This is a genomic window from Streptomyces omiyaensis (assembly GCF_014650895.1).
Taxonomy (GTDB): domain Bacteria; phylum Actinomycetota; class Actinomycetes; order Streptomycetales; family Streptomycetaceae; genus Streptomyces; species Streptomyces omiyaensis.
In genome coordinates this window covers 362,921-384,012 of record NZ_BMVV01000003.1, presented here as the reverse complement: position 1 = coordinate 384,012, position 21,092 = coordinate 362,921, and the positions used below count along the sequence as shown (strand labels likewise).

The following is a 21,092-nucleotide window of genomic DNA, read 5'->3' as shown; positions in this document are numbered from 1 at the left end:
GTCACTTGCCCAGCTGGTGGATCCAGCCGTGGGTGTCCTCGGCCTTGCCGGTCTGGATCGCGAGCAGGGCCTCGCGCAGCTTCATCGTGACCTCGCCGGGCTCGCCGTCCGACTGCTTCCACTCGCCGCGGGCCGACTTGACCGTGCCGACGGGGGTGATGACGGCGGCGGTGCCGCAGGCGAAGACCTCGGTGAGGCTGCCGTTCGCGGAGTCCTCCTGCCACTGGTCGATGGAGACGCGGGTCTCCTCCGCCTCGTAGCCGAGGTCACGGGCGACCTGGAGGAGGGAGTCACGGGTGATGCCCGCGAGCAGCGAACCGGTGAGGGTGGGGGTGACGATCTTGTTCCCGTACACGAAGTACAGGTTCATGCCGCCCAGCTCCTCGACCCACTTGTGCTCGACGGCGTCGAGGTAGGCGACCTGGATGCAGCCCTTCTCGGCGGCCTCGGCCTGGGCGAGCAGCGAGGCGGCGTAGTTGCCGCCGGTCTTGGCGTCGCCGACGCCGCCGGGGACGGCGCGGACGCGGTCCTCGGAGGCCCAGATCGCGACCGGCTTGACGCCGTCCGGGAAGTAGGCGCCGGCCGGGGAGGCGATGACGACGAAGAGGTACTCGTTGGCCGGGCGGACGCCGAGACCGACCTCGGTGGCGATCATGAAGGGGCGCAGGTAGAGGGACTCCTCGCCGCCGTGCGGCGGGACCCACGCCTCGTCCTGGCGGACCAGGGCGTCGCAGGCCTCGATGAAGGTCTCGACCGGGAGCTCCGGCATGCCGAGCCGGCGGGCGGAGTACTGGAAGCGGCGGGCGTTGGCGTCCGGCCGGAAGGAGGCGACCGAGCCGTCCGGACGGCGGTAGGCCTTCAGGCCCTCGAAGATCTCCTGCGCGTAGTGGAGGACGCTGGTCGCCGGGTCGAGGGAGAGCGGGCCGTACGGCACGAGCTGGCCGTCGTGCCAGCCGCGGCCCTCGGTCCAGCGGATGGTGACCATGTGGTCGGTGAAGTGGCGGCCGAATCCCGGGTTGACCAGGATCGCCTCGCGCTCCGCGGCGGACAGCGGGCTGGAGGAGGGCTTGAGCTCGATCGAGGGCTTGGTCATGAGTGCGTGTCCTTCACCGGTTGTGTGGGTCGGACCGCGCCCACGGCGTGCCCGCATGCCACGGCCCCACGTTCGATTATCGCTCGGGGGGGCCGGTGGGCGAAACGGGTGTACGCGGCGCGGGTGTGCGCGATCCGGCGAAAGGGGGGGGTCAGAGGGGCCCGGCGCCCCGCGGTCGCGTACGACGAAGCAGCCGCCGGGCGTCTGGGAGACCCGGCGGCTGCTCTGTGGTGTCAGTGGCGCGCGCGGGTCAGCTCGCTACTCGCGCGGCGAGCGCGTCGCCGATCTCGTCCGTCGTGCGGACGGCGGCGCCCCGCTCGGTGAGGTCGGCCTCGACGGCCGCCTCGACCCGGGCGGCCTCGGCCTCGTGACCGAGGTGGCGCAGGAGGAGGGCGACGGAGAGGACGGTGGCCGTGGGGTCGGCCTTGCCCTGGCCCGCGATGTCCGGCGCGGAGCCGTGGACCGGCTCGAACATGGACGGGAAGTCGCGGCTCGGGTTGATGTTGCCCGAGGCGGCGACGCCGATGCCGCCGGAGACGGCCGCGGCGAGGTCGGTGATGATGTCGCCGAACAGGTTGTCGGTGACGATCACGTCGAAGCGGGCCGGGTCGGTGACGAGGAAGATCGTCGCGGCGTCGACGTGCAGGTAGTCCGTGGTGACCTCGGGGAACTCCCCGGCGACCCGGTTGAAGACGTCCGTCCACAGGTGGCCGGCGAAGGTCAGCACGTTGTTCTTGTGGACCAGCGTCAGCTTCTTGCGCGGGCGGGCCTGGGCGCGGGCGAAGGCGTCCCGGACCACGCGCTCGACGCCGAAGGCGGTGTTGACCGAGACCTCGGTGGCGACCTCGTGCTCGGTGCCCTTGCGGATGGTGCCGCCGTTGCCCGTGTACGGGCCCTCGGTGCCCTCGCGGACGACGACGAAGTCGATCGCGGGCTGGCCGGCGAGCGGGGTCGCGACGCCGGGGAGCAGCTTCGAGGGGCGCAGGTTGACGTGGTGGTCGAAGGCGAAGCGCAGCTTCAGGAGGAAGCCGCGCTCCAGGACGCCGGACGGGACCGAGGGGTCGCCGATCGCACCGAGCAGGATGGCGTCGTGCTTCTTGAGGGAGTCCAGGTCGGCGTCGGTGAGGGTCTCACCGGTGGCGTGGTAGCGCCGGGCGCCGAAGTCGTACTCCTCGGTCTCCAGCTTCACGTCCTGGGGAAGCGCGGCCGCGAGGACCTTGAGGCCCTGGGCCACGACCTCCTGGCCGATGCCGTCGCCGGGAATGACTGCGAGATTGATGCTGTGAGACATGGCGGCACCCTACTCTTCGTCCCATCGTCTGACACGCATCGTCCACCATGTGGACGAACGGACAGCGCGGCGGACGGGTCAGTGGCCGGTGGAGCCGCCGTTGTCGCGCCGGTCGAGGGCGCGCTGGAGGGCGGCGGCGGCGTTCTGCCGGGCCTCGTCGCTGGGACGGGTGGCGGAGTGGCGGACGCGGGGGGCGGTCTGAGCGGCCATGGGGGATCGACTCCTTGAGATCAGTGGTGATCCGGAACGTGCGGAGATCAGCTGCGATCGGGAGATCAGTGATGATCGAAGGCGCCGGAAGGAGACGGGGAGCGTCGCCGCAGGGGTTGCCTGCACGGGGCGTCGCGCTCTCGACCGCCATTCGCTGATGAAGCGAGACGTTCGGCTTCTACAAAGCTAGGGCAGGGACCCTCATCTGTCTCCACAATTACTCGGACTTCCTACTATCTGAGACGGCACCCCCCGTCCGGCCCCCGGCGAGCCGGACGGGGCGGCCGGGTCCTGGTCCCGGACCGCCGGCCTCTTCGACGACCGCCGGACGCCCGCCGTCCACGGCGACCAGGGCCGGGAGGTGGAGTCCCCGGCCCCCTCGGCCGGTTCGTCTGCCGCCGGTCCCGCACCACGGCGCTGCGCCGGGAGTACCGCCGCGAGGCCGTCGGCGGCCGGCGACGGGAGAAGGTCCTCGCGGAGCTGGAGCCCGAGGGCTGGGAACCGTGCGGCGAGTGGCTGGTGTACGGCTGCTCCCAGCGGCCGTACGCGGCGACGTCGGGCCCCGCGGGCGCCCTGGAGGCCGGCCCGCCGCCCCGCACCGGTGGCTCCTCCCCGGCCGGCGCGGCAGGGCCGTCCTCGCGGTCTGGACCGTGCCGGCCGGCGGCGCGACGGCGGCGTGCTCGGCACCGGCGGGCCCGCGGTCACCACCGCGCCGGCCTCCGCCCTCTCCGCCGTCGTGGCCTCCCGGCCGGAGACGGCCACGGGCCGGGTCGGGCGGTCCCGCTCCCGACGCCGCGCGCGCCTCACACCACGTCGCCGTCCCGCCAGTCGAAGACCAGCGGGGCGGCGGCGTCCGGCGGCCCCGCGGCGCCGGCCGCGCGGACCAGGACGCTCCCCTCCTCCTCCGGGAGCCGCCGGGTCCCCCCGGGGCCCAGCACCTCGATCCGCCCTTCCCAGACCCGCCAGCCGCGCCCCCGGTAGAGCGCGGCGCCCTCGTCGGAGGCGGAGAGCGCGCCGAAGGCGTGGGTGGCGTCGATCACCGGCTCCAGGGCGTCCATCACGGCGCCGCCGAGCCCCCGTCGGCGGACGTCGGCCCGGACGGCGACCGCTTCCACGTACCCGATCCGGTACGAGCGTCCGCGGTGCAGCACCCGGCGCTGGACGACCGCCCCGTGCGCGGCGATCCCCCGCTCGTCCTCGATCCAGGCGTGGACGCCGCCGAGCGCGTGGTCCCAGTCCTCGGCGGAGAAGTCCCCGTCGAAGGCGGCGTCGAGCAGGGTCCGGACGGCGCGGAGCCGGCCGGCGCCGAGCGCGTGGGTGGGCGCGGTCCTCACGGTCATGCCCCCACCCTGCCACGCGCCGCGTGCCCGGACATGAGTACCGCCCCCGACCCCGGCCTGGGGGGACCGGGGAGGGGGGCGGTGTTCAGGGGCCGCTCACGCGGCGGGCGGGCGTCAGCCCATGTGCGGGTAGCCGTACTCGGTCGGCGGGACCAGCGTCTCCTTGATGGCGCGGGTCAGCGTCCAGCGCATCAGGTTCTGCGGGGCGCCGGCCTTGTCGTTGGTGCCCGAGGCGCGGCCGCCGCCGAAGGGCTGCTGGCCGACGACGGCGCCGGTCGACTTGTCGTTGATGTAGAAGTTGCCCGCGGCGAAGCGGAGCTTCTCCATCGTGTGCGCGGCGGCGGCGCGGTCGTTGGAGATGACGGCGCCGGTCAGGGCGTAGTCGGAGACCGACTCCATCTGCTCCAGCATCTCGTCGTACCGGTCGTCCTCGTAGACGTGGATCGCGAGGATCGGGCCGAAGTACTCGGCCTTGAAGACCTCGTTCTCCGGGTCGGCGCACTCGATGACGGTCGGGCGGACGAAGTAGCCCTCCGAGTCGTCGTAGGTGCCGCCGGCGATGATCGTGCAGCTCGGGTCGGAGGACGCACGGTCGATCGCCGCCTTGTTCTTCGCGAACGAGCGGTCGTCGATGACGGCACCGATGAAGTTCGACAGGTCGGTGACGTCACCCATCTTGATGCCGTCGACCTCGGCCGCGAACTCCTCCTTGAAGCCGTCGTTCCAGATCGACGCCGGGATGTAGGCCCGCGAGGACGCGGAACACTTCTGGCCCTGGAACTCGAAGGAGCCGCGGGTCAGCGCGGTCTTCAGGACGGCGCGGTCGGCGCTGGGGTGGGCGACGACGAAGTCCTTGCCGCCGGTCTCGCCGACGATCCGCGGGTAGGAGCGGTACTTCTCGATGTTGGTGCCGACCGTCTTCCACAGGTGCTGGAAGGTGCGGGTCGAGCCGGTGAAGTGGATGCCGGCCAGGTCGCGGTGGTTCAGGGCCACCTCGGAGACGGCGATGCCGTCGCCGGTCACCAGGTTGATGACGCCCTTCGGCAGGCCGGCCTCCTCCAGGAGCTCCATGAGGAGCACGGCGGAGTGGGTCTGCGTCGGGGACGGCTTCCAGACCACCACGTTGCCCATGAGGGCGGGGGCGGTGGGCAGGTTGCCCGCGATGGCCGTGAAGTTGAACGGCGTGATCGCGTAGACGAAGCCCTCCAGCGGGCGGTGGTCCAGTCGGTTCCACACGCCCGGGGAGTTGGCCGGCGGCTGCTCGGCCAGGATCTGGCGGGCGTACGCCACGTTGAAGCGCCAGAAGTCGACGAGCTCGCACGGGGTGTCGATCTCGGCCTGCTGGGCGGTCTTCGACTGGCCGAGCATGGTGGACGCGGCCAGCGTCTCGCGCCACGGGCCGGCGAGCAGCTCGGCGGCGCGCAGGATGATCGCGGCGCGGTCGTCGAAGGACATCGCGCGCCAGGCCGGAGCGGCGGCCAGGGCCGCGTCGATCGCGTCCTGGGCGTCCTGCTCGGTGGCACCGCGGAAGGTGCCGATGACGGCCTTGTGGTTGTGCGGCTGGACGACCTCGAACTCCTCGCCGCCGCCCAGGCGCTTCACGCCGCCGATGGTCATCGGCAGCTCGCGCGGGTTGTCGGCGAGCTCCTTGAGCTTGGCCTCCAGCCGGGCGCGCTCGGGCGAACCGGGGGCGTAGCCGTGCACCGGCTCGTTGACCGGAGCGGGGACCTGGGTGACAGCGTCCATGAGTCGCGTAACTCCTTGTGAGAGGTGGGCTCAGCCCTTGGTGAGGATGGAGCGGACGAAGAAGAGCAGGTTGGCCGGCTTCTCCGCGAGGCGGCGCATGAAGTAGCCGTACCAGTCGGTGCCGTAGGCCGTGTAGACGCGCATGCGGTGGCCCTCGGCGGCGAGGCGGGTCTGCTCCTCGGAGCGGATGCCGTACAGCATCTGGAACTCGTACTCGTCCAGCTTGCGGCCGGCGCGGCGGGCCAGCTCCTGGGCGATGGAGATCAGGCGCGGGTCGTGCGAGCCGATCATCGGGTAGCCCTCGCCGTCCATCAGGATCTTCATGATCCGGACGTACGCCTTGTCGATCTCGGGCTTGTCCTGGATGGCGACCTCGACGGGCTCCTTGTAGGCGCCCTTCACGATCCGCACCCGGGAGCCGGCGGCGGCGAGGCGGCGGGCGTCCTCCTCGGTGCGGAAGAGGTAGGCCTGGATGACGCAGCCGGTCTGCGGGAAGTTCTTCCGCAGCTCCTCGTGGATGGCGAACATCGAGTCGAGGGTGGTGTGGTCCTCGGCGTCCAGGGTGACGGTGGTGCCGATCTCGGCGGCGGCCGCGACGACCGGGCGCACGTTCGCGAGGGCCAGCTCGTGGCCGTTCTCCAGCGACTGGCCGAACATCGACAGCTTGACGGACATCTCGGCGCGCTCGCCGAGGCCCAGCTCCTTGAGGCGGCCGATCAGCTCCAGGTAGGCGTCACGGGCGGCGTGGGACTGCTCGACGGTGGTGATGTCCTCGCCCACGACGTCGAGGGTGACCTCCAGACCACGGTCGGTCAGGTCCTGGACGATCGGGACGACGTCGCCCACGGTCTCGCCGGCGATGAAGCGCGCGACGACCTGCTTGGTCCCGGGCGCGGCCGACACGAGACGGCGCATCTTGTCGCTGCGCGACGCGGCGAGGATCACGGGACCCAGCACGGGGCACCTCCAAAGGGGCAAGGGTAGAACGGGGCCGTTACCGGACGCGGGGGTACGAACCGGGAACAGCACGGAGAACCACCGTGAAACCTATGGATCGCTCCGATCCTGCGCCATCTACAGCTGTCACGCATCCGTGAACACGCCCTCAGACATCTGTCTGAAGGTCCGGCGGACGGGTGCGAGAATGGGGCCGTGAAGGGCGATTACCAGGAGCTGGTGGACGAGATCTCGGCGCTGCTCGGCACCCCCGCGACCCTGGAGAACCGCGACTTCGGGCTGATCGCCTTCGGGGCCCACGACAGCGACGACGACAGCGCCATGGACCCGGTCAGGACCCGCTCGATCCTGACCCGGAAGTCCACCCCCGCCGTCCGCGCCTGGTTCGAGGGCTTCGGCATCACCCGGGCCACCGGCCCCGTCCGCATCCCGGCCGCGCCGGACGCGGGCGTCTACCGCGACCGCATCTGCCTGCCCGTACGCCATCGGGGTGTCGTCCTCGGCTACGTCTGGCTGCTGGACGCCGAGCCCGGCCCCTCGCGCGAACGGCTCACGGCCGCGATGGACGTCGCCGCCCGGATCGGCGAGCTGCTCGCCGACGAGGAGCGGGCCGGGGCCGACCTCTCCCGCGAGCTGCGGGCCGTCCTCACCGCGGAGCGCGGCTGGCAGTACGACATGGCCGTGGCCGCCCTCCGCACCGCCCTGGGCCCGGACGCGGAGGGCCTGCACGCCCTGGTGTGCGTCGCCCCCTGGACCGGCGAGGACTCCCCCTCCCCCCGGACCGTGCCCGGAGCCGCCGCCCTCTGCGTCCTGCCCTGGCAGGGCCCGGCCGCCCCGGCTCCGGCCGGCGCCGCGGCCGCGCCGAGGCGCCGCGCCGAGACCGGCGGCCCGGCCGGGAGTCGCCCGCCCGCTCCGCCCGGCCCCGGCGGGGGCCCCGCCGGGGCGGGACACGGCACGGGGCCCGCGTCCGACGGCGGGTACGCCCCCGGGCCCGCCCCGCGGCGGGCGCTCGCCGCCCTGGTGCGGCTGCGCTCCGCCGACAACCTCTCCCCCGCCGCCACCGCCGGCGAGCGGCTGCGCGGCCCGGCGGCCGTCGCCGGGGTCGCCGCGCCCCGGCGCGGCCTCGGCGAGCTGGACCTGGGCTGGCGGGAGGCGACCGCCGCGGCCCGCGCCGCGCACGCCCAGCCCCGGCTCGGTCCGCTCGCCCACTGGTCCGAGCTCGGCCCGTACCGGCTGCTCACCGCCCTCCCGCAGGGCGGACCCGACCCGGCGGTACGGGCGCTGCTGGGGCCCGCGCACACCGAACTGGCCCGCACGGCCGAGGTGTTCCTCGACCACGCGGGCCAGGCGGGCCGCACGGCGGCGGCGCTCGGCATCCACCGGCAGACCCTCTACTACCGCCTCTCCCGGGTCGAGCAGCTCACCGGCCTCGACCTGGACGCGGGCGAGGACCGCCTGCTGCTGCACATGGCCCTGAAGGCGGCCCGGCTCTGACTCCGGCTCCGGGCCCCGGCCCGACCGGGCCGGGCCGGGGCACTCCCCCCTGAGGCCCCACAGGCCCTCCCCGAGGTCGCCGGCGCCCGGCGCGGTCTCGGGGTCCGCCGGACCGGCCGGCTCTCCTCGGCGACGCCGGCGAGCCGGTCCCCGAAGGCGTGGAAGCGCTCGCGGGGACCGGGCGGGAGCTCCCCGCCGCCGCGGCGGCGGCCCGCTCGCCCCACCCCCCCGGTCAGCGCGAGGTGCGCCCGCTGGAACAGGGCGTCCTGGGAACCGGAGTGGTGGCCGAGGGAGGCGAGGCCGGCGCCGGAGGCGGCGACGGGGGCGCGGGCCGTGGTGCGCCCGTACCCCTCCTCCCGGAGGCACCGCTTGGCGCCCTCCGGCAGCTCTTGCCCGTGTCCCGCGACAGCACCGTACCCGGCCGGTGGACAGGCGTCCGGGACGCTTGTCCACCGACCGGGTACGGAAGGCCTGCCCCCGGGACGGGTCAGACCAGGTTGACCGAGCGGGCCGAGGTGGCACCGATCTCCGTGGCGATCTCGGAGATCACGGCCGCCGGGACGGTGTCGTCGACGGTGAGCACGACCAGCGCCTCGCCGCCCTCCTCCGTACGGGAGACCTGCATGCCCGCGATGTTGAGACCGGCCTCGCCGAGGATCCGGCCGACGGTGCCGACGACGCCGGGACGGTCCTCGTAGCGCAGCACGACCATGTGGTCGGCGAGCGCCAGGTCCACGTCGTAGTCGCCGACGGCGACGATCTTCTGAAGGTGCTTCGGGCCGGCCAGGGTGCCGGAGACCGACACCTCCTCACCGCTGGAGAGCGTGCCGCGCACGGTGACCATGTTGCGGTGGTCGGGCGACTCGGAGCTGGTGGTGAGGCGGACCTCGACACCGCGCTCCTGCGCGAAGAGCGGGGCGTTCACGTAGGACACGGTCTCGTCGACGACGTCCTCGAAGACGCCCTTGAGGGCGGAGAGTTCGAGCACCTTGACGTCGTGCTGGGTGATCTCGCCGTAGACCTCGACGTCGAGGCGGGCCGCGACCTCGCCCGCGAGGGCGGTGAAGATGCGGCCGAGCTTCTCGGCGAGCGGCAGACCCGGCTTCACGTCCTCGGCGATGACGCCGCCCTGGACGTTGACCGCGTCCGGGACCAGCTCGCCGGCGAGCGCGAGGCGCACCGAGCGGGCGACGGCGATGCCGGCCTTCTCCTGGGCCTCGTCGGTGGAGGCGCCGAGGTGCGGGGTGCAGACGACCTGGTCGAGCTCGAAGAGCGGGGAGTCCGTGCAGGGCTCCTTCGCGTACACGTCGAGGCCGGCGCCGGCGACGCGGCCCTCCTTGAGGGCCGAGTACAGCGCGGCCTCGTCGACGATCCCGCCGCGGGCGGCGTTGACGATGCGGACGCTCGGCTTGACCTTGTGCAGCGCCTCGTCACCGATGAGACCGAGGGTCTCGGGGGTCTTCGGCAGGTGGACGGTGATGAAGTCGGCGACCTCCAGGAGCTCGTCCAGGGCCAGCAGCTTCACCCCCATCTGGGCGGCGCGGGCGGGCTGCACGTAGGGGTCGTACGCGACGATCTTCATGCCGAAGGCGGACATCCGCTGGGCGACCAGGACGCCGATGCGGCCGAGGCCGACGACGCCGAGGGTCTTCTCGCTGAGCTCGACGCCGGTGTACTTCGAGCGCTGCCACTCGCCGTTCTTCAGGGCGGTGTTGGCCTGCGGGATGTTGCGCGCGGTGGCGACGAGCAGGCCGCAGGCGAGCTCGGCGGCGGTGACGATGTTGGAGGTCGGGGCGTTCACGACCATCACGCCGGCCTTGGTGGCGGCGGAGACGTCCACGTTGTCCAGGCCGACACCGGCGCGGGCGACGACCCGCAGCTTCTTGGCGGCGGCGATGGCCTCCGCGTCGACCTTGGTGGCCGAGCGGACGAGGATGGCGTCGACGTCGGCGATCGCGGGGAGCAGCTCGGCGCGGTCGGCGCCGTTGCAGTGCCGGATCTCGAAGTCCGGGCCCAGGGCGTCGACGGTGGCGGGCGACAGCTCTTCAGCGATGAGTACGACAGGTTTCGAGCTCACGTGAGTCCTCACAGAGGCAGTGCGGACGGCCGTCCCGACGGCCGCAGGCGGTGGAGGGGGCTTGCCGCGTGGAAGCGCACGACGCTGTGGGCCAGACGCGATGTTGTTGAGCAGTGTAGTGCCGCATCGGCGCACGTCGTACGCCTCGTTGGAAGGATCACCCGTCCGTGGTTGGACGGGGTGTCCAAGGAAACGGCACGGGGCCGGACGAAGCGTCCGGCCCCGTGCCGAGGGGCTTACGCCTCCTCGTCGTTCACCCAGCTCATGAGCTTGCGCAGCTCCTTGCCGGTGGTCTCCAGGAGGTGCTGCTCGTCCTGGGTCTTGTACTCGTTGTACTTCTTCAGACCGCCGTGGTACTCGTCCATCCAGTTCTTGGCGAAGGTGCCGTCCTGGATCTCGGTGAGGACCTTCTTCATCTCGGCCTTGGTGTCGGCGGTGATGACGCGCGGGCCGGTGATGTAGTCGCCCCACTCGGCGGTCTCGGAGACGGACCAGCGCATCTTCTCCAGGCCGCCCTCGTACATGAGGTCCACGATCAGCTTCAGCTCGTGGAGGCACTCGAAGTACGCGATCTCCGGCTGGTAGCCGGCCTCGACCAGGGTCTCGAAACCGGCCTTGACCAGGGCGGAGGCGCCACCGCAGAGGACGGCCTGCTCGCCGAAGAGGTCGGTCTCGGTCTCCTCGGTGAAGGTGGTCTTGATGACGCCGGCGCGGGTGCCGCCGATCGCCTTGGCGTAGGAGAGGGCGAGCGCGAAGGCGTTGCCGGTGGCGTCCTGCTCGACGGCGGCGATCGCGGGGACGCCGCGGCCCTCCTCGTACTGGCGGCGGACCAGGTGGCCGGGGCCCTTCGGGGCGACCAGGGCGACGTCGACGCCGGCCGGGGGCTTGATGAAGCCGAAGCGGACGTTGAAGCCGTGGGCGAAGAACAGCGCGTCGCCGTCGTTCAGGTTCGGGGCGATGGACTCCTCGTAGACCTTGGCCTGGATCGGGTCCGGGATCAGGATCATGATGAGGTCGGCCTCGGTCGCCGCCTCGGCGGGGGTGACCACGCGCAGGCCCTGCTCCTCGGCCTTGGCCTTGGACTTGGAGCCCTCGTGCAGACCGACGCGGACGTCGACACCCGAGTCGCGGAGCGACAGCGCGTGGGCGTGGCCCTGGCTGCCGTAACCGATCACCGCGACCTTGCGGCCCTGGATGATCGAGAGGTCGGCGTCGGCGTCGTAGAACAGCTCGGCCACTGGAAATCTCCTTGAGGTGCTGGTGTTGCGTCCCACCGTACGGCGGGGAGCGGAAGGAAGGTTGAGGGGTCTCGTCAGGCGGACCGCCGGATGGACCGGCGGTCAGCCCCCGTGGACGGTACGGAGCGTCACGCGCTGCGGTCGAGTGCCCGCAGGGACCGGTCGGTGATGGACCGGGCGCCACGCCCTATGGCGATGGTGCCCGACTGGACGAGCTCCTTGATGCCGAACTGCTCCAGCATCTTGAGCATGGCGTCCAGCTTGTCGCTCGAACCGGTGGCCTCGATGGTGACGGCCTCCGGCGAGACGTCGACGGTCTTGGCGCGGAACAGCTTGACGATCTCGACGATCTGGGAGCGGGTCTCGTTGTCGGCGCGGACCTTCACCAGGACGAGCTCGCGCTGGATCGCGGCGCTGGGCTCGAGTTCGACGATCTTCAGGACGTTGACCAGCTTGTTGAGCTGCTTGGTCACCTGCTCCAGGGGCAGGGACTCGACGTTGACCACGATGGTGATGCGGCTGATGTCGGGGTGCTCGGTGACGCCGACGGCGAGCGAGTCGATGTTGAAGCCGCGGCGGGAGAACAGGGCGGCGATCCGGGCGAGGATGCCGGGCGTGTTCTCGACGAGGACGGAGAGCGTGTGCTTGGACATGGTGTGTGGGCCTCTTCCCTGTGGCTCGTCGCTGCTCAGTCGTCTTCGCCGTCGCCGAAGTCGGGGCGGACGCCCCGGGCGGCCATGACCTCGTCGTTGGAGGTGCCGGCGGCGACCATGGGCCAGACCTGCGCGTCCTCGTGGACGATGAAGTCGATGACGACCGGCCGGTCGTTGATGGCGTTGGCCTCGGCGATGACCTTGTCGAGGTCGTCCGGGGACTCGCAGCGCAGGGCGACGCAGCCCATGGCCTCGGACAGCTTCACGAAGTCCGGGACGCGGGTGCCCTTGGCCTCCGGGTTGACGTCGTCCGGGCCGGAGTGCAGGACGGTGTTGGAGTAGCGCTGGTTGTAGAAGAGGGTCTGCCACTGGCGGACCATCCCGAGGGCGCCGTTGTTGATGATGGCGACCTTGATCGGGATGTTGTTCAGGGCGCAGGTGGTGAGCTCCTGATTGGTCATCTGGAAACAGCCGTCGCCGTCGATCGCCCAGACCGTCCGGTCGGGCGCGCCGGCCTTGGCGCCCATGGCGGCCGGGACGGCGTAGCCCATGGTCCCCAGGCCGCCGGAGTTCAGCCAGGTGGCCGGCTTCTCGTAGTCGATGAAGTGGGCGGCCCACATCTGGTGCTGGCCGACGCCCGCGGTGAAGATCGTGCCCTCGGGGGCGAGCCGGCCGATGCGCTGGATGACCTGCTGCGGGGAGAGGCTGCCGTCCTCCGGCAGGTCGTAGCCGAGCGGGTAGGTCTCGCGCCAGCGGTTCAGGTCCGACCACCACGCGGAGTAGTCGCCCTGGTTGCCCTCGCTGTGCTCGGCCTGGACGGCCTGGACCAGGTCGGCGATGACCTCGCGGGCGTCACCGACGATCGGGACGTCGGCGGCGCGGTTCTTGCCGATCTCGGCCGGGTCGATGTCCGCGTGGACGATCTTGGCGTACGGGGCGAAGCTGTCCAGCTTGCCGGTGACGCGGTCGTCGAAGCGGGCGCCGAGGGCGACGATCAGGTCGGCCTTCTGGAGGGCGGTGACGGCCGTGACGGAGCCGTGCATGCCGGGCATGCCGACGTGCAGCGGGTGGCTGTCGGGGAAGGCGCCGAGGGCCATCAGGGTGGTGGTGACGGGAGCGCCGGTGAGCTCGGCCAGGACCTTCAGCTCGGCCGTGGCGCCCGACTTGATGACGCCGCCGCCGACGTAGAGGACCGGGCGCCTGGCCGCGGTGATGAGCTTCGCGGCCTCGCGGATCTGCTTGGCGTGCGGCTTGGTCACCGGGCGGTAGCCGGGCAGGTCGGTCTGCGGCGGCCAGGAGAAGGTGGTCTTCGCCTGGAGCGCGTCCTTGGCGATGTCGACCAGGACCGGGCCGGGACGCCCGGTGGAGGCGATGTGGAACGCCTCGGCGATGGTCTTCGCGATGTCCTCGGCCTTGGTGACCAGGAAGTTGTGCTTGGTGACCGGCATGGTGATGCCGACGATGTCCGCCTCCTGGAAGGCGTCGGTGCCGATCGCCTTGGAGGCGACCTGCCCGGTGATCGCGACCAGCGGGACCGAGTCCATGTGGGCGTCGGCGATCGGGGTGACCAGGTTGGTCGCGCCGGGACCCGAGGTCGCCATGCAGACGCCGACCTTGCCGGTGGCCTGGGCGTAGCCGGTGGCCGCGTGGCCGGCGCCCTGCTCGTGGCGGACCAGGATGTGGCGGACCTTCGTGCTGTCCATCATCGGGTCGTACGCGGGGAGGATGCAGCCGCCCGGGATGCCGAAGACGGTGTCCGCGCCCACCTCCTCGAGAGAGCGGATGAGGGACTGCGCGCCCGTGACGTGCTCGACGGTGGGGGCGGGCGTCGCGCCGCTGCGGGGCCGCGGCTGCGGATGGTGCCCGGTGGCCTGCTCGGTCATCAGCATCTCTTCTCGAAGCAGAGGGTTTTTTGCGGGGTGTTTTACGTGGCTTTGCGTGGGCTTCAGAGAGAACCGGTGCAACAAAAAACCCCTCGTGCCGGAAGGCAAGCGAGGGGAGCGCGTCGGGTGGTTCTCAGCGGGCCTTCAGGGCCCTGCTTCAGCCGACGCGCTGTCCAAGTACGAGAATTCGGGTGCGCATGGCACTGACCCTCCCTCCCGGGCCTCGCCACTGTCAAGTGGGTGGGACGCGCGTCTCATCATGTGAGCTGATCGGGGGATGCTTTCCGCCGCGTGTCGCGCCCCGTGCCGGCCGGTACGGAGACGGTCCCCGGCAGCGGGAAATCGCCCCTGACCAGGGCCCGGCGGAGCCGGTACTCGTCGAGCGGGCCCGAGAAGGCCATGCCCTGCGCGTGCCGGCAGCCCATGGCCCGCAGCGCCAGGACCTGCTCGGGGACGTCGACCCCGTCGGCGACGGTCTGCATGCCCAGCTCCCCGGCGATGCGGAGCACCCCGCTGGTGATCTTGCGGAGCCGGGCCGACTCGACCACGCCCTCGACGAGTCCCCTGTCGAGTTTCAGTATGTCGACCGGAAGGCGCCGGAGGGCGTGGACGGCCACGTGTCCGCTGCCGAATCCGTCCAGGGCGATCCGCACCCCGAGGCGGCGCAGCGCGACCAGGCGCTGCTCCAGCTCGTCCAGGGGGGTCCGGTGGTCGGTGTCGGCCAGCTCGATGACGAGCGAGCCCGACGGCAGCCCGTGCCGGGTCAGCAGGGCCTCGACGGTGCCGAGCGGGACGGAGCGGTCGAGGAGTCGGCGGGCCGCGAGCCGGACGGTCACCGGGGTGCGGTGGCCGCTGCCGGCCCGCTCGGCGGCCTGCTCGACGGCCTCCTCCAGGAGCCAGCGGCCCAGCTCGGCGGTGCGCTCGCCGTCGTCGGTGACCCGGAGGTACTCGGCGGGGGTGAAGAGGATGCCCTGGGCGGAGCGCCAGCGGGCCTGCGCGCTGACGGCGGAGATCCGGCCGGTGGCGAGGTCCACGACCGGCTGGTGGAGGAGGGCGAACTCGCCGTCGTGGAGCGCGCTGCGCAGCCGGGCGGCGAGCTCGGTGCGGCGTACCACCTCGGCCTGCATCTGCGGCACGTACAGCTCGACCCGGTCCTTGCCGCCCGCCTTGGCCCGGTACATGGCGAGGTCGGCGTTGCGCAGCAGGTCGCCGGCGCCGATGCCGGGCTCGGCGAAGGCGACGCCGATGGAGGCGGCGACCCGGACCTCGGTGCCCCCGTCGACCCGGTAGGGGCGGGAGAGGGTGAGGCGGAGCCGGTCGGCGATCTCCTGGACCTGGGTCTCGCGGGCGGCGCGGTCGTGCGGGCCGTCGCCGAGGATGAGCGCGGCGAACTCGTCGCCGCCCAGCCGGGCGGCGGTGTCCCCGGCCCTCACGGCCTCCTGGAGGCGGCGGCCGGCCTGGACGAGGAGGTCGTCGCCGGCCTGGTGGCCGAGCCGGTCGTTGACCGCCTTGAAGCCGTCGAGGTCGATGAAGAGCACGGCGGCGCCGGCGTCGGAGGAGCGGCGCCCGCCCAGGGCCTGGCCGACCCTGCGGGTGAAGAGCGCCCGGTTGGGCAGGTCGGTGAGCGGGTCGTGCTCCGCGTTGTGCTGCAACTGCGCCTGGAGCCGGACCCGTTCGGTCACGTCCCGGCTGTTGAAGATCAGGCCGCCCTGGTGCCGGCTGACGGTGGACTCGACGTTGAGCCAGTCGCCCTCGGCCTCGGCCGGGCGGGAGGCGCTCCCGTGACCGGAGCGGAAGCGGCACTCGATCCGGGTGGTGGGCTCCTCTGCGGGCGAGGCGGCGAGGAAGCGCCGGACCTCGTGGACGACGGCGCCGAGGTCGGCGGGGTGGATGAGCGCGGACAGCTCGGAGCCGATCAGCTCCTCGGCGTCCCGTCCGTACACGCCGGTGGCGGCGGGGCTGACGTACCGCAGGACGCCGCTGGGCGCGGCGATCATGATGACGTCGCTGGAGCCCTGCACGAGCGACCTGAAGTGGTTCTCCTTCTGGGCCAGTTCGTGGGTGAGGGCGATGTTGTCGATGAGCATGATGCCCTGCCGGACGACGAGGGCGAGGACCACGGCGCAGCCGGTGAGGACGACGACGCGGTCGATCCGGCGGCCCTCGACCACGTTGTACAGGATGCCGAGGGTGCAGACCGCGGCGGCGAGGTAGGGCGTGAGGGCGGCGAGCGAGCCGGCGATGGGCCGGCTGGGCGTCTCCGGGGCGCGGACGACGGCCGGCTCCGGCGGGCGGCGGACGCCCCAGGGGGCGTAGGCGAGCAGCAGGGAGCCGGCGAACCAGCCGGCGTCGAGCAGCTGGCCCGAGACGTAGTTCGCGCGCAGCAGCGGCGAGGTGAAGAGGGCGTCGCAGAGCACGGTGAGGGCGAGGGCGGCGATGGCGGTGTTGACCGCCGAGCGGTTCGCCTGGGAGCGCCGGAAGTGGAGCGCCAGGACCATGCTGACGAGCACGATGTCGAGGAGCGGGTACGCGAGCGACAGCGCGGCCTGGGCCACGGACTCGCCCTGGAAGTGGGCGGTGTGGGCGAGCGCGAGGCTCCAGGAGAGGGTCAGCAGGGATCCGGCGATGAGCCAGGCGTCGAGCCCCAGGCAGACCCAGCCGGCCCGGGTGACGGGCTTCTTGGCGAGGACGAGGAGGCCGACGATGGCGGGCGGGGCGAAGAGTAAGAAGAAGAGGTCGGCGGCGGAGGACTCGGGGACCTCCCGGCCGAGCACCACCTCGTACCAGCCCCAGACGGCGTTCCCCGCGCCGGCCATGAAGGAGGAGAAGGCGAAGAGGAGCCAGGCGGGGCGGGTGGCGCCGCGCTCGGCCCCGGCGTAGAGGAAGCAGGAGACGGCGGCGGTGAACGCGGCGGCACTGAGCCCGAAGTCGCCCATGAACAGCGCGAGCCGGGACGAGCCCCAGCCGAGCGCGGCACCGGTGGTGTACCCGGCGCAGACGAGGGCGAGGGCGATCTGCGCGAGGAGCGAGCCCGCCCAGTTGGGCGGCCGCTCCGGTCCCGGGGCGGTCCGCCCGGGTCCGAGGGGCGCGGAGCCGGCCGGAGCGGGGCCGCGCCGCATCACGGCGGTCGCGCCGGTGCCGGTCACCGCGTCCTCCCGCCCCTGGTCGTGCCCGAAGCCGCCGCCCTCGCCGTCCGCCCCTCCGAAGGCGTGCGGGACCGGGAGCACGCGCGGCCCGGGGCGGGCCGGGGACGTGCGGGCGGACGGCTCCGGGACGGCCGCGCGGGGCCGGGGCGGGCCGGGTGGGGCCGGGTCCGGCGCGGTGCGGTCGCGGGGCGCGAGGGCCCCGGCCGGCCGCGGCGCCTCGGGGGCGCGGCCGGCGCAGGGGTCCGGTACGCGCGGCAGGCCGGTCGCGTCGGTGCGCGCCGGGCGGTCGTCCCGGCGCTCCGCGCGGTGCGGCGCCGCCTGGTCCGGCACCGAGCGCGCGAGATCGGCTGCGAGGCGCGGGAGGTCGGCCGGCGGCATCGCCGCACGGGACCGTCGGTCCTCCGGCCGTGCTTCACCCGTCGCCCCCCTCGGATTCTGTTGGCCCGTCACTTCGCTCCCCAGCGTCAGCCCGTACACGACGCATGTCCCCCGATCCGGGACGATACACCAGGACCGTCACTCAGGGACAGGGTCGCAGTACTCTCCGTGACTGTCAGGGGGGTGGTGGGCGGCGCACCGGGGGCGCGCGGGGCGGGCGCGGGGCTCAGGTGGTCCGGAGGACGTTCGCGAGCTCCTCCCCCGCCGCGAACCGTCCGACCTGCGCCGCGATCAGCCGCTTCGCCCTCGGCATGAACGCCGAGGTGGATCCGCCGACGTGGGGGGTGACGAGGACACCGGGAGCGTGCCACAGCGGGTGCCCGGCCGGCAGCGGTTCCGGGTCGGTGACGTCCAGCGCCGCCGTGATCCGCCCGCTCTCCACCTCCTTGAGCAGGGCGTTCGTGTCGACCACCGGTCCGCGGGCGACGTTGACGAGCAGCGCGCCGTCCCTCATCCGGGCGAGGAAGCCCGCGTCGGCCAGGTGCCTGGTCCCGGGCGTGAGGGGGGTGGAGAGCACCACCACGTCGGCCTCGGGCAGCAGGGCGGGCAGGTCGTCCAGCGCGTGCACGGGACCGCGGGCCGTGGTGCGCGCGGAGCGTGCGACGCGCGCCACCCGCGCGCACTCGAAGGGCGCGAGCCGGTCCTCGATGGCCGAGCCGATCGATCCGTACCCGACGATGAGGACCGACTTGTCGGCGAGCGCCGGGTAGAAGCCGTCCCGCCACTCCTCGGCGTCCTGTCCGCGGACGAAGCGGGGGATGCCGCGCAGGGAGGCGAGGATCAGGGCGAGGGTGAGCTCGGCGGTGCTGGCCTCGTGGACGCCCTTGGCGTTGCAGACCGAGACGCCGGGGCCGAGCGAGCCCAGGCCGGGGACGACGTGGTCGATGCCGGCCGAGAGGGTCTGGACGACGCGCAGCGAGGTCATCGCGGCGAGCGGGCGGACCGCGATCGCGGAGCCCTTCATGTACGGGACGACGTAGAAGGCGCAGCCGGCGGGATCGGCCGGGAAGTCGTCCCCGCCGTCCCAGAAACGGTAGTTCAGTCCCGACGCGCCCGGGTCGGGCAGCCCGTCGATCTCGTCGGCGGGGATCGGAAGCCACACGTCAGCGGTGGTGGGTGCGAGTGTCATGACCGGGAGGCTATGCGAAGAATCCCGCGTGCCATTGGTTACTTTGGGGGGCGGCACAAGGAGGGGTAGCGGCACGTGGAGCGCAGGACTATCGGGGCGACGGCGCTCGGCGTGGGGGCCGTCGGCCTCGGCTGCATGCCGATGAGCTGGGCCTACGGCCGTTCGGAGCAGCGGGGGGACCGCTCGCTGCGGGCCGTGCACGCGGCGCTGGACGCGGGGGTGAGCCTGCTCGACACCGCCGACATGTACGGGCCGTTCACCAACGAGCTGCTGCTGGGACGGGTGCTGAAGGAGCGTCGGGCGGAGATCTTCGTCTCGACGAAGTGCGGGCTGCTCGTCGGCGACGGGCACGTGGTGGCCAACGGGCGCCCGGAGTACGTCCGCCGGGCCTGCGACTCCTCGCTGCGGCGGCTCCAGACGGACGTGCTCGACCTCTACCTGCTGCACCGCGCCGATCCGGAGGTCCCGGTGGAGGAGACCTGGGGCGCGATGGCGGGGCTGGTGGCGGCGGGGAAGGTGCGGGCCCTGGGACTCAGCGCGGTCGGGGTGCGGCGGACCCGGCGTTCGCGGACCGGTGATCTGTACGAGGGAACGATCCGTCAGCTGGAACGGGTGCAGCAGGTGTTCCCGGTGGCGGCGGTCCAGGCCGAGCTGTCGGTGTGGGCGCCGGAGGCGCTCGCGCGGCTGCTGCCCTGGTGCGTGGCGCGCGGGATCGGCATGCTCGCGGCGATGCCGCTGGGCAGCGGTTTCCTGACCGGGACGCTGACGCCGGGCGGCGGTTTCGAGCCGGACGACCCGCGGGCCCGGCACCCGCGTTTCACGGCGGAGATGATGGCGGCGAACCAGCCGCTGGTGGCCGGGCTGCGGCGGGTCGCGGCACGGCACGGCGCCGAGGTGACCGCCGCGCAGGTGGCGCTGGCGTGGGTGCTCGCGCAGGGCCGGCACGTGGTGCCGGTGCCGGGGACGAAGCGGGAGCGGTGGGCGGTGGAGAACGCCGGGGCGGCGGGGCTGCGGCTCACCGCCGGCGACCTGGCGGAGCTCGCGGCGCTGCCCGCGGCGCGCGAGTCCTGGGAGTATCCGCGGTCCTGAGCCGCGGTGGCGGCGGGGATCGGGGGCGGGAGCGGGAAAGACCGCCGGAGGCGGGAACGCGATCGGGGCGAGCGGTGTATCAAAGGAGGAAGGGATGCCGCTCGCACACTCGTACCGTCGAAGGGACCGGATCATGAGCCGTCCTGCTGTTCTGAAGGCCTGGGGAAGCGCCGCCGCGCTGGTGTTCGCGGTGGGCTGCTCCTCGGGCGCCGACACCGGGGCGCGGGGCACCCCGCCGCCGGCGCCGGGGTCCGCGTCGAGCGCCCCCGCCTCCTCCGGGGCCGCGCGCCCGGCCGGCGACGGGCGGGTGACGGTGGCCGGGACGCTGACCGAGGGGCTGCGCTCGCCGTGGGGGCTCGCCGCGCTGCCGGGCGGCGATCTGCTGGTCTCCTCGCGCGACGAGCGGACGGTGACCCGGGTGGACGGGCGCAGCGGGACGAAGACCCCGCTGGGCGAGGTGCCGGGCGTGGTGCCGGGCGGCGAGGGCGGGCTGATGGGCCTCGCCGTGCGCGAGGGGTGGGTCTACGCCTATCTGACCGCGGAGTCGGACAACCGGATCGTCCGGATGCGGTACGGGGGCGGGGAGGGCGACCGGCTGGGGGCGCCGGAGCCGGTGCTCACCGGCATCCCCAAGGGCGTGGTGCACAACGGCGGGCGGATCGCCTTCGGCCCGGACGGGATGCTGTACGCGGGGACGGGCGAGACCGGGCGGACGGGGCTGGCGCAGGACCGGGAGTCGCTGGGCGGGAAGATCCTGCGGATGACCCCGGAGGGGAAGCCGGCGCCGGGCAATCCCTACCCCGGCTCGGTCGTCTACTCGTCCGGGCACCGGAACGTGCAGGGCATCGCCTGGGACGACGAAGGGCGGCTCTGGGCGGCCGAGTTCGGGCAGAACACCTGGGACGAGCTGAACCTGGTCGAGCCGGGGCGGAACTACGGATGGCCGGAGGTCGAGGGCCGGGCCGGCGCCGCGGGGTTCGTGGACCCGGTGGCGCAGTGGCCGACCTCGGAGGCGTCGCCGAGCGGGATCGCCCACGCCCGGGGCGCGGTGTGGATGGCGGGGCTGCGCGGCGAGCGGCTGTGGCGGATCCCGCTGGCGGGCGCGGAGCGCTCCGGGGAGCCGGAGGCCTTCCTGACCGGGGAGCACGGGCGGCTGCGGACGGTCCTCGCGGACGGGGCCGGCCGGCTGTGGCTGGTGACGAGCGAGACCGACACCCGGGGCACGCCGGAGCCCGGGGACGACCGGATCCTGCGTCTCGACGTGAGATGACGGCCCCAGGCGGTCCCGGCGCGGCCCCGCAGGGCCCC

At 73.1% G+C, this 21,092-nt stretch carries 14 protein-coding genes and 1 pseudogene; 3 read left to right on the top strand and 12 right to left on the bottom strand.

The window, feature by feature from the left end:
• Position 1: 1 nt before the first annotated feature.
• The 6 genes from IE287_RS07265 to IE287_RS07245 form a co-directional block, all read right to left on the bottom strand.
• On the bottom strand, positions 2-1,093 hold the full coding sequence (locus IE287_RS07265; RefSeq protein ID WP_189848066.1) for a branched-chain amino acid aminotransferase: 1,092 nt from the start codon (positions 1,091-1,093) through the stop codon (positions 2-4).
• A gap of 250 nt (positions 1,094-1,343) precedes the next feature.
• Entirely contained in the window at positions 1,344-2,384 is a 1,041-nt protein-coding gene (locus IE287_RS07260) for a 3-isopropylmalate dehydrogenase (protein WP_189848065.1), read from the bottom strand.
• Between the two features lie 78 nt (positions 2,385-2,462).
• Positions 2,463-2,594, bottom strand: coding sequence for a hypothetical protein (locus IE287_RS39065; RefSeq protein ID WP_268254967.1), 132 nt, complete (start codon positions 2,592-2,594; stop codon positions 2,463-2,465).
• Positions 2,595-3,397: 803 nt separating this feature from the next.
• Complete coding sequence (locus tag IE287_RS07255) at positions 3,398-3,934, bottom strand: GNAT family N-acetyltransferase (RefSeq protein ID WP_189848064.1); 537 nt, start codon at positions 3,932-3,934, stop codon at positions 3,398-3,400.
• A 114-nt stretch (positions 3,935-4,048) separates the two neighbouring features.
• Positions 4,049-5,680, bottom strand: a complete 1,632-nt coding sequence (gene pruA / locus IE287_RS07250) for an L-glutamate gamma-semialdehyde dehydrogenase (protein WP_189848063.1) — start codon at positions 5,678-5,680, stop codon at positions 4,049-4,051.
• 30 nt (positions 5,681-5,710) lie between these two features.
• Complete coding sequence (locus tag IE287_RS07245) at positions 5,711-6,637, bottom strand: proline dehydrogenase family protein (protein ID WP_189848062.1); 927 nt, start codon at positions 6,635-6,637, stop codon at positions 5,711-5,713.
• A gap of 195 nt (positions 6,638-6,832) precedes the next feature.
• Here IE287_RS07245 and IE287_RS07240 point away from each other — a divergent pair, with 195 nt between their 5' ends.
• Positions 6,833-8,131, top strand: coding sequence for a PucR family transcriptional regulator (locus IE287_RS07240; protein WP_189848061.1), 1,299 nt, complete (start codon positions 6,833-6,835; stop codon positions 8,129-8,131).
• A 487-nt stretch (positions 8,132-8,618) separates the two neighbouring features.
• On the opposite strand, the gene serA is transcribed toward IE287_RS07240, so the two are convergent.
• From serA to IE287_RS07210, 6 genes and pseudogenes are all read right to left on the bottom strand, one after another.
• Positions 8,619-10,208: a phosphoglycerate dehydrogenase gene (serA, locus tag IE287_RS07235; RefSeq protein ID WP_189848060.1), complete on the bottom strand. Its 1,590-nt coding sequence runs from the start codon at positions 10,206-10,208 to the stop codon at positions 8,619-8,621.
• Positions 10,209-10,444: 236 nt separating this feature from the next.
• Complete coding sequence (gene ilvC / locus IE287_RS07230; RefSeq protein WP_189848059.1) at positions 10,445-11,446, bottom strand: ketol-acid reductoisomerase; 1,002 nt, start codon at positions 11,444-11,446, stop codon at positions 10,445-10,447.
• Positions 11,447-11,574: 128 nt separating this feature from the next.
• A complete protein-coding gene (gene ilvN, locus IE287_RS07225; protein ID WP_043219928.1) occupies positions 11,575-12,099 on the bottom strand; it encodes an acetolactate synthase small subunit in 525 nt (174 codons plus the stop codon).
• Between the two features lie 35 nt (positions 12,100-12,134).
• Complete coding sequence (locus tag IE287_RS07220; protein ID WP_189848058.1) at positions 12,135-13,988, bottom strand: acetolactate synthase large subunit; 1,854 nt, start codon at positions 13,986-13,988, stop codon at positions 12,135-12,137.
• A 226-nt stretch (positions 13,989-14,214) separates the two neighbouring features.
• Positions 14,215-17,101: pseudogene (locus IE287_RS07215) on the bottom strand (putative bifunctional diguanylate cyclase/phosphodiesterase).
• A 631-nt stretch (positions 17,102-17,732) separates the two neighbouring features.
• Complete coding sequence (locus tag IE287_RS07210) at positions 17,733-18,695, bottom strand: 2-hydroxyacid dehydrogenase (protein ID WP_189848057.1); 963 nt, start codon at positions 18,693-18,695, stop codon at positions 17,733-17,735.
• A 75-nt stretch (positions 18,696-18,770) separates the two neighbouring features.
• Between IE287_RS07210 and IE287_RS07205 the strand changes: the two genes are divergently transcribed.
• A complete protein-coding gene (locus tag IE287_RS07205; protein ID WP_189848056.1) occupies positions 18,771-19,784 on the top strand; it encodes an aldo/keto reductase in 1,014 nt (337 codons plus the stop codon).
• A 133-nt stretch (positions 19,785-19,917) separates the two neighbouring features.
• On the top strand, positions 19,918-21,054 hold the full coding sequence (locus IE287_RS07200; protein ID WP_189848238.1) for a PQQ-dependent sugar dehydrogenase: 1,137 nt from the start codon (positions 19,918-19,920) through the stop codon (positions 21,052-21,054).
• Positions 21,055-21,092: the final 38 nt, after the last annotated feature.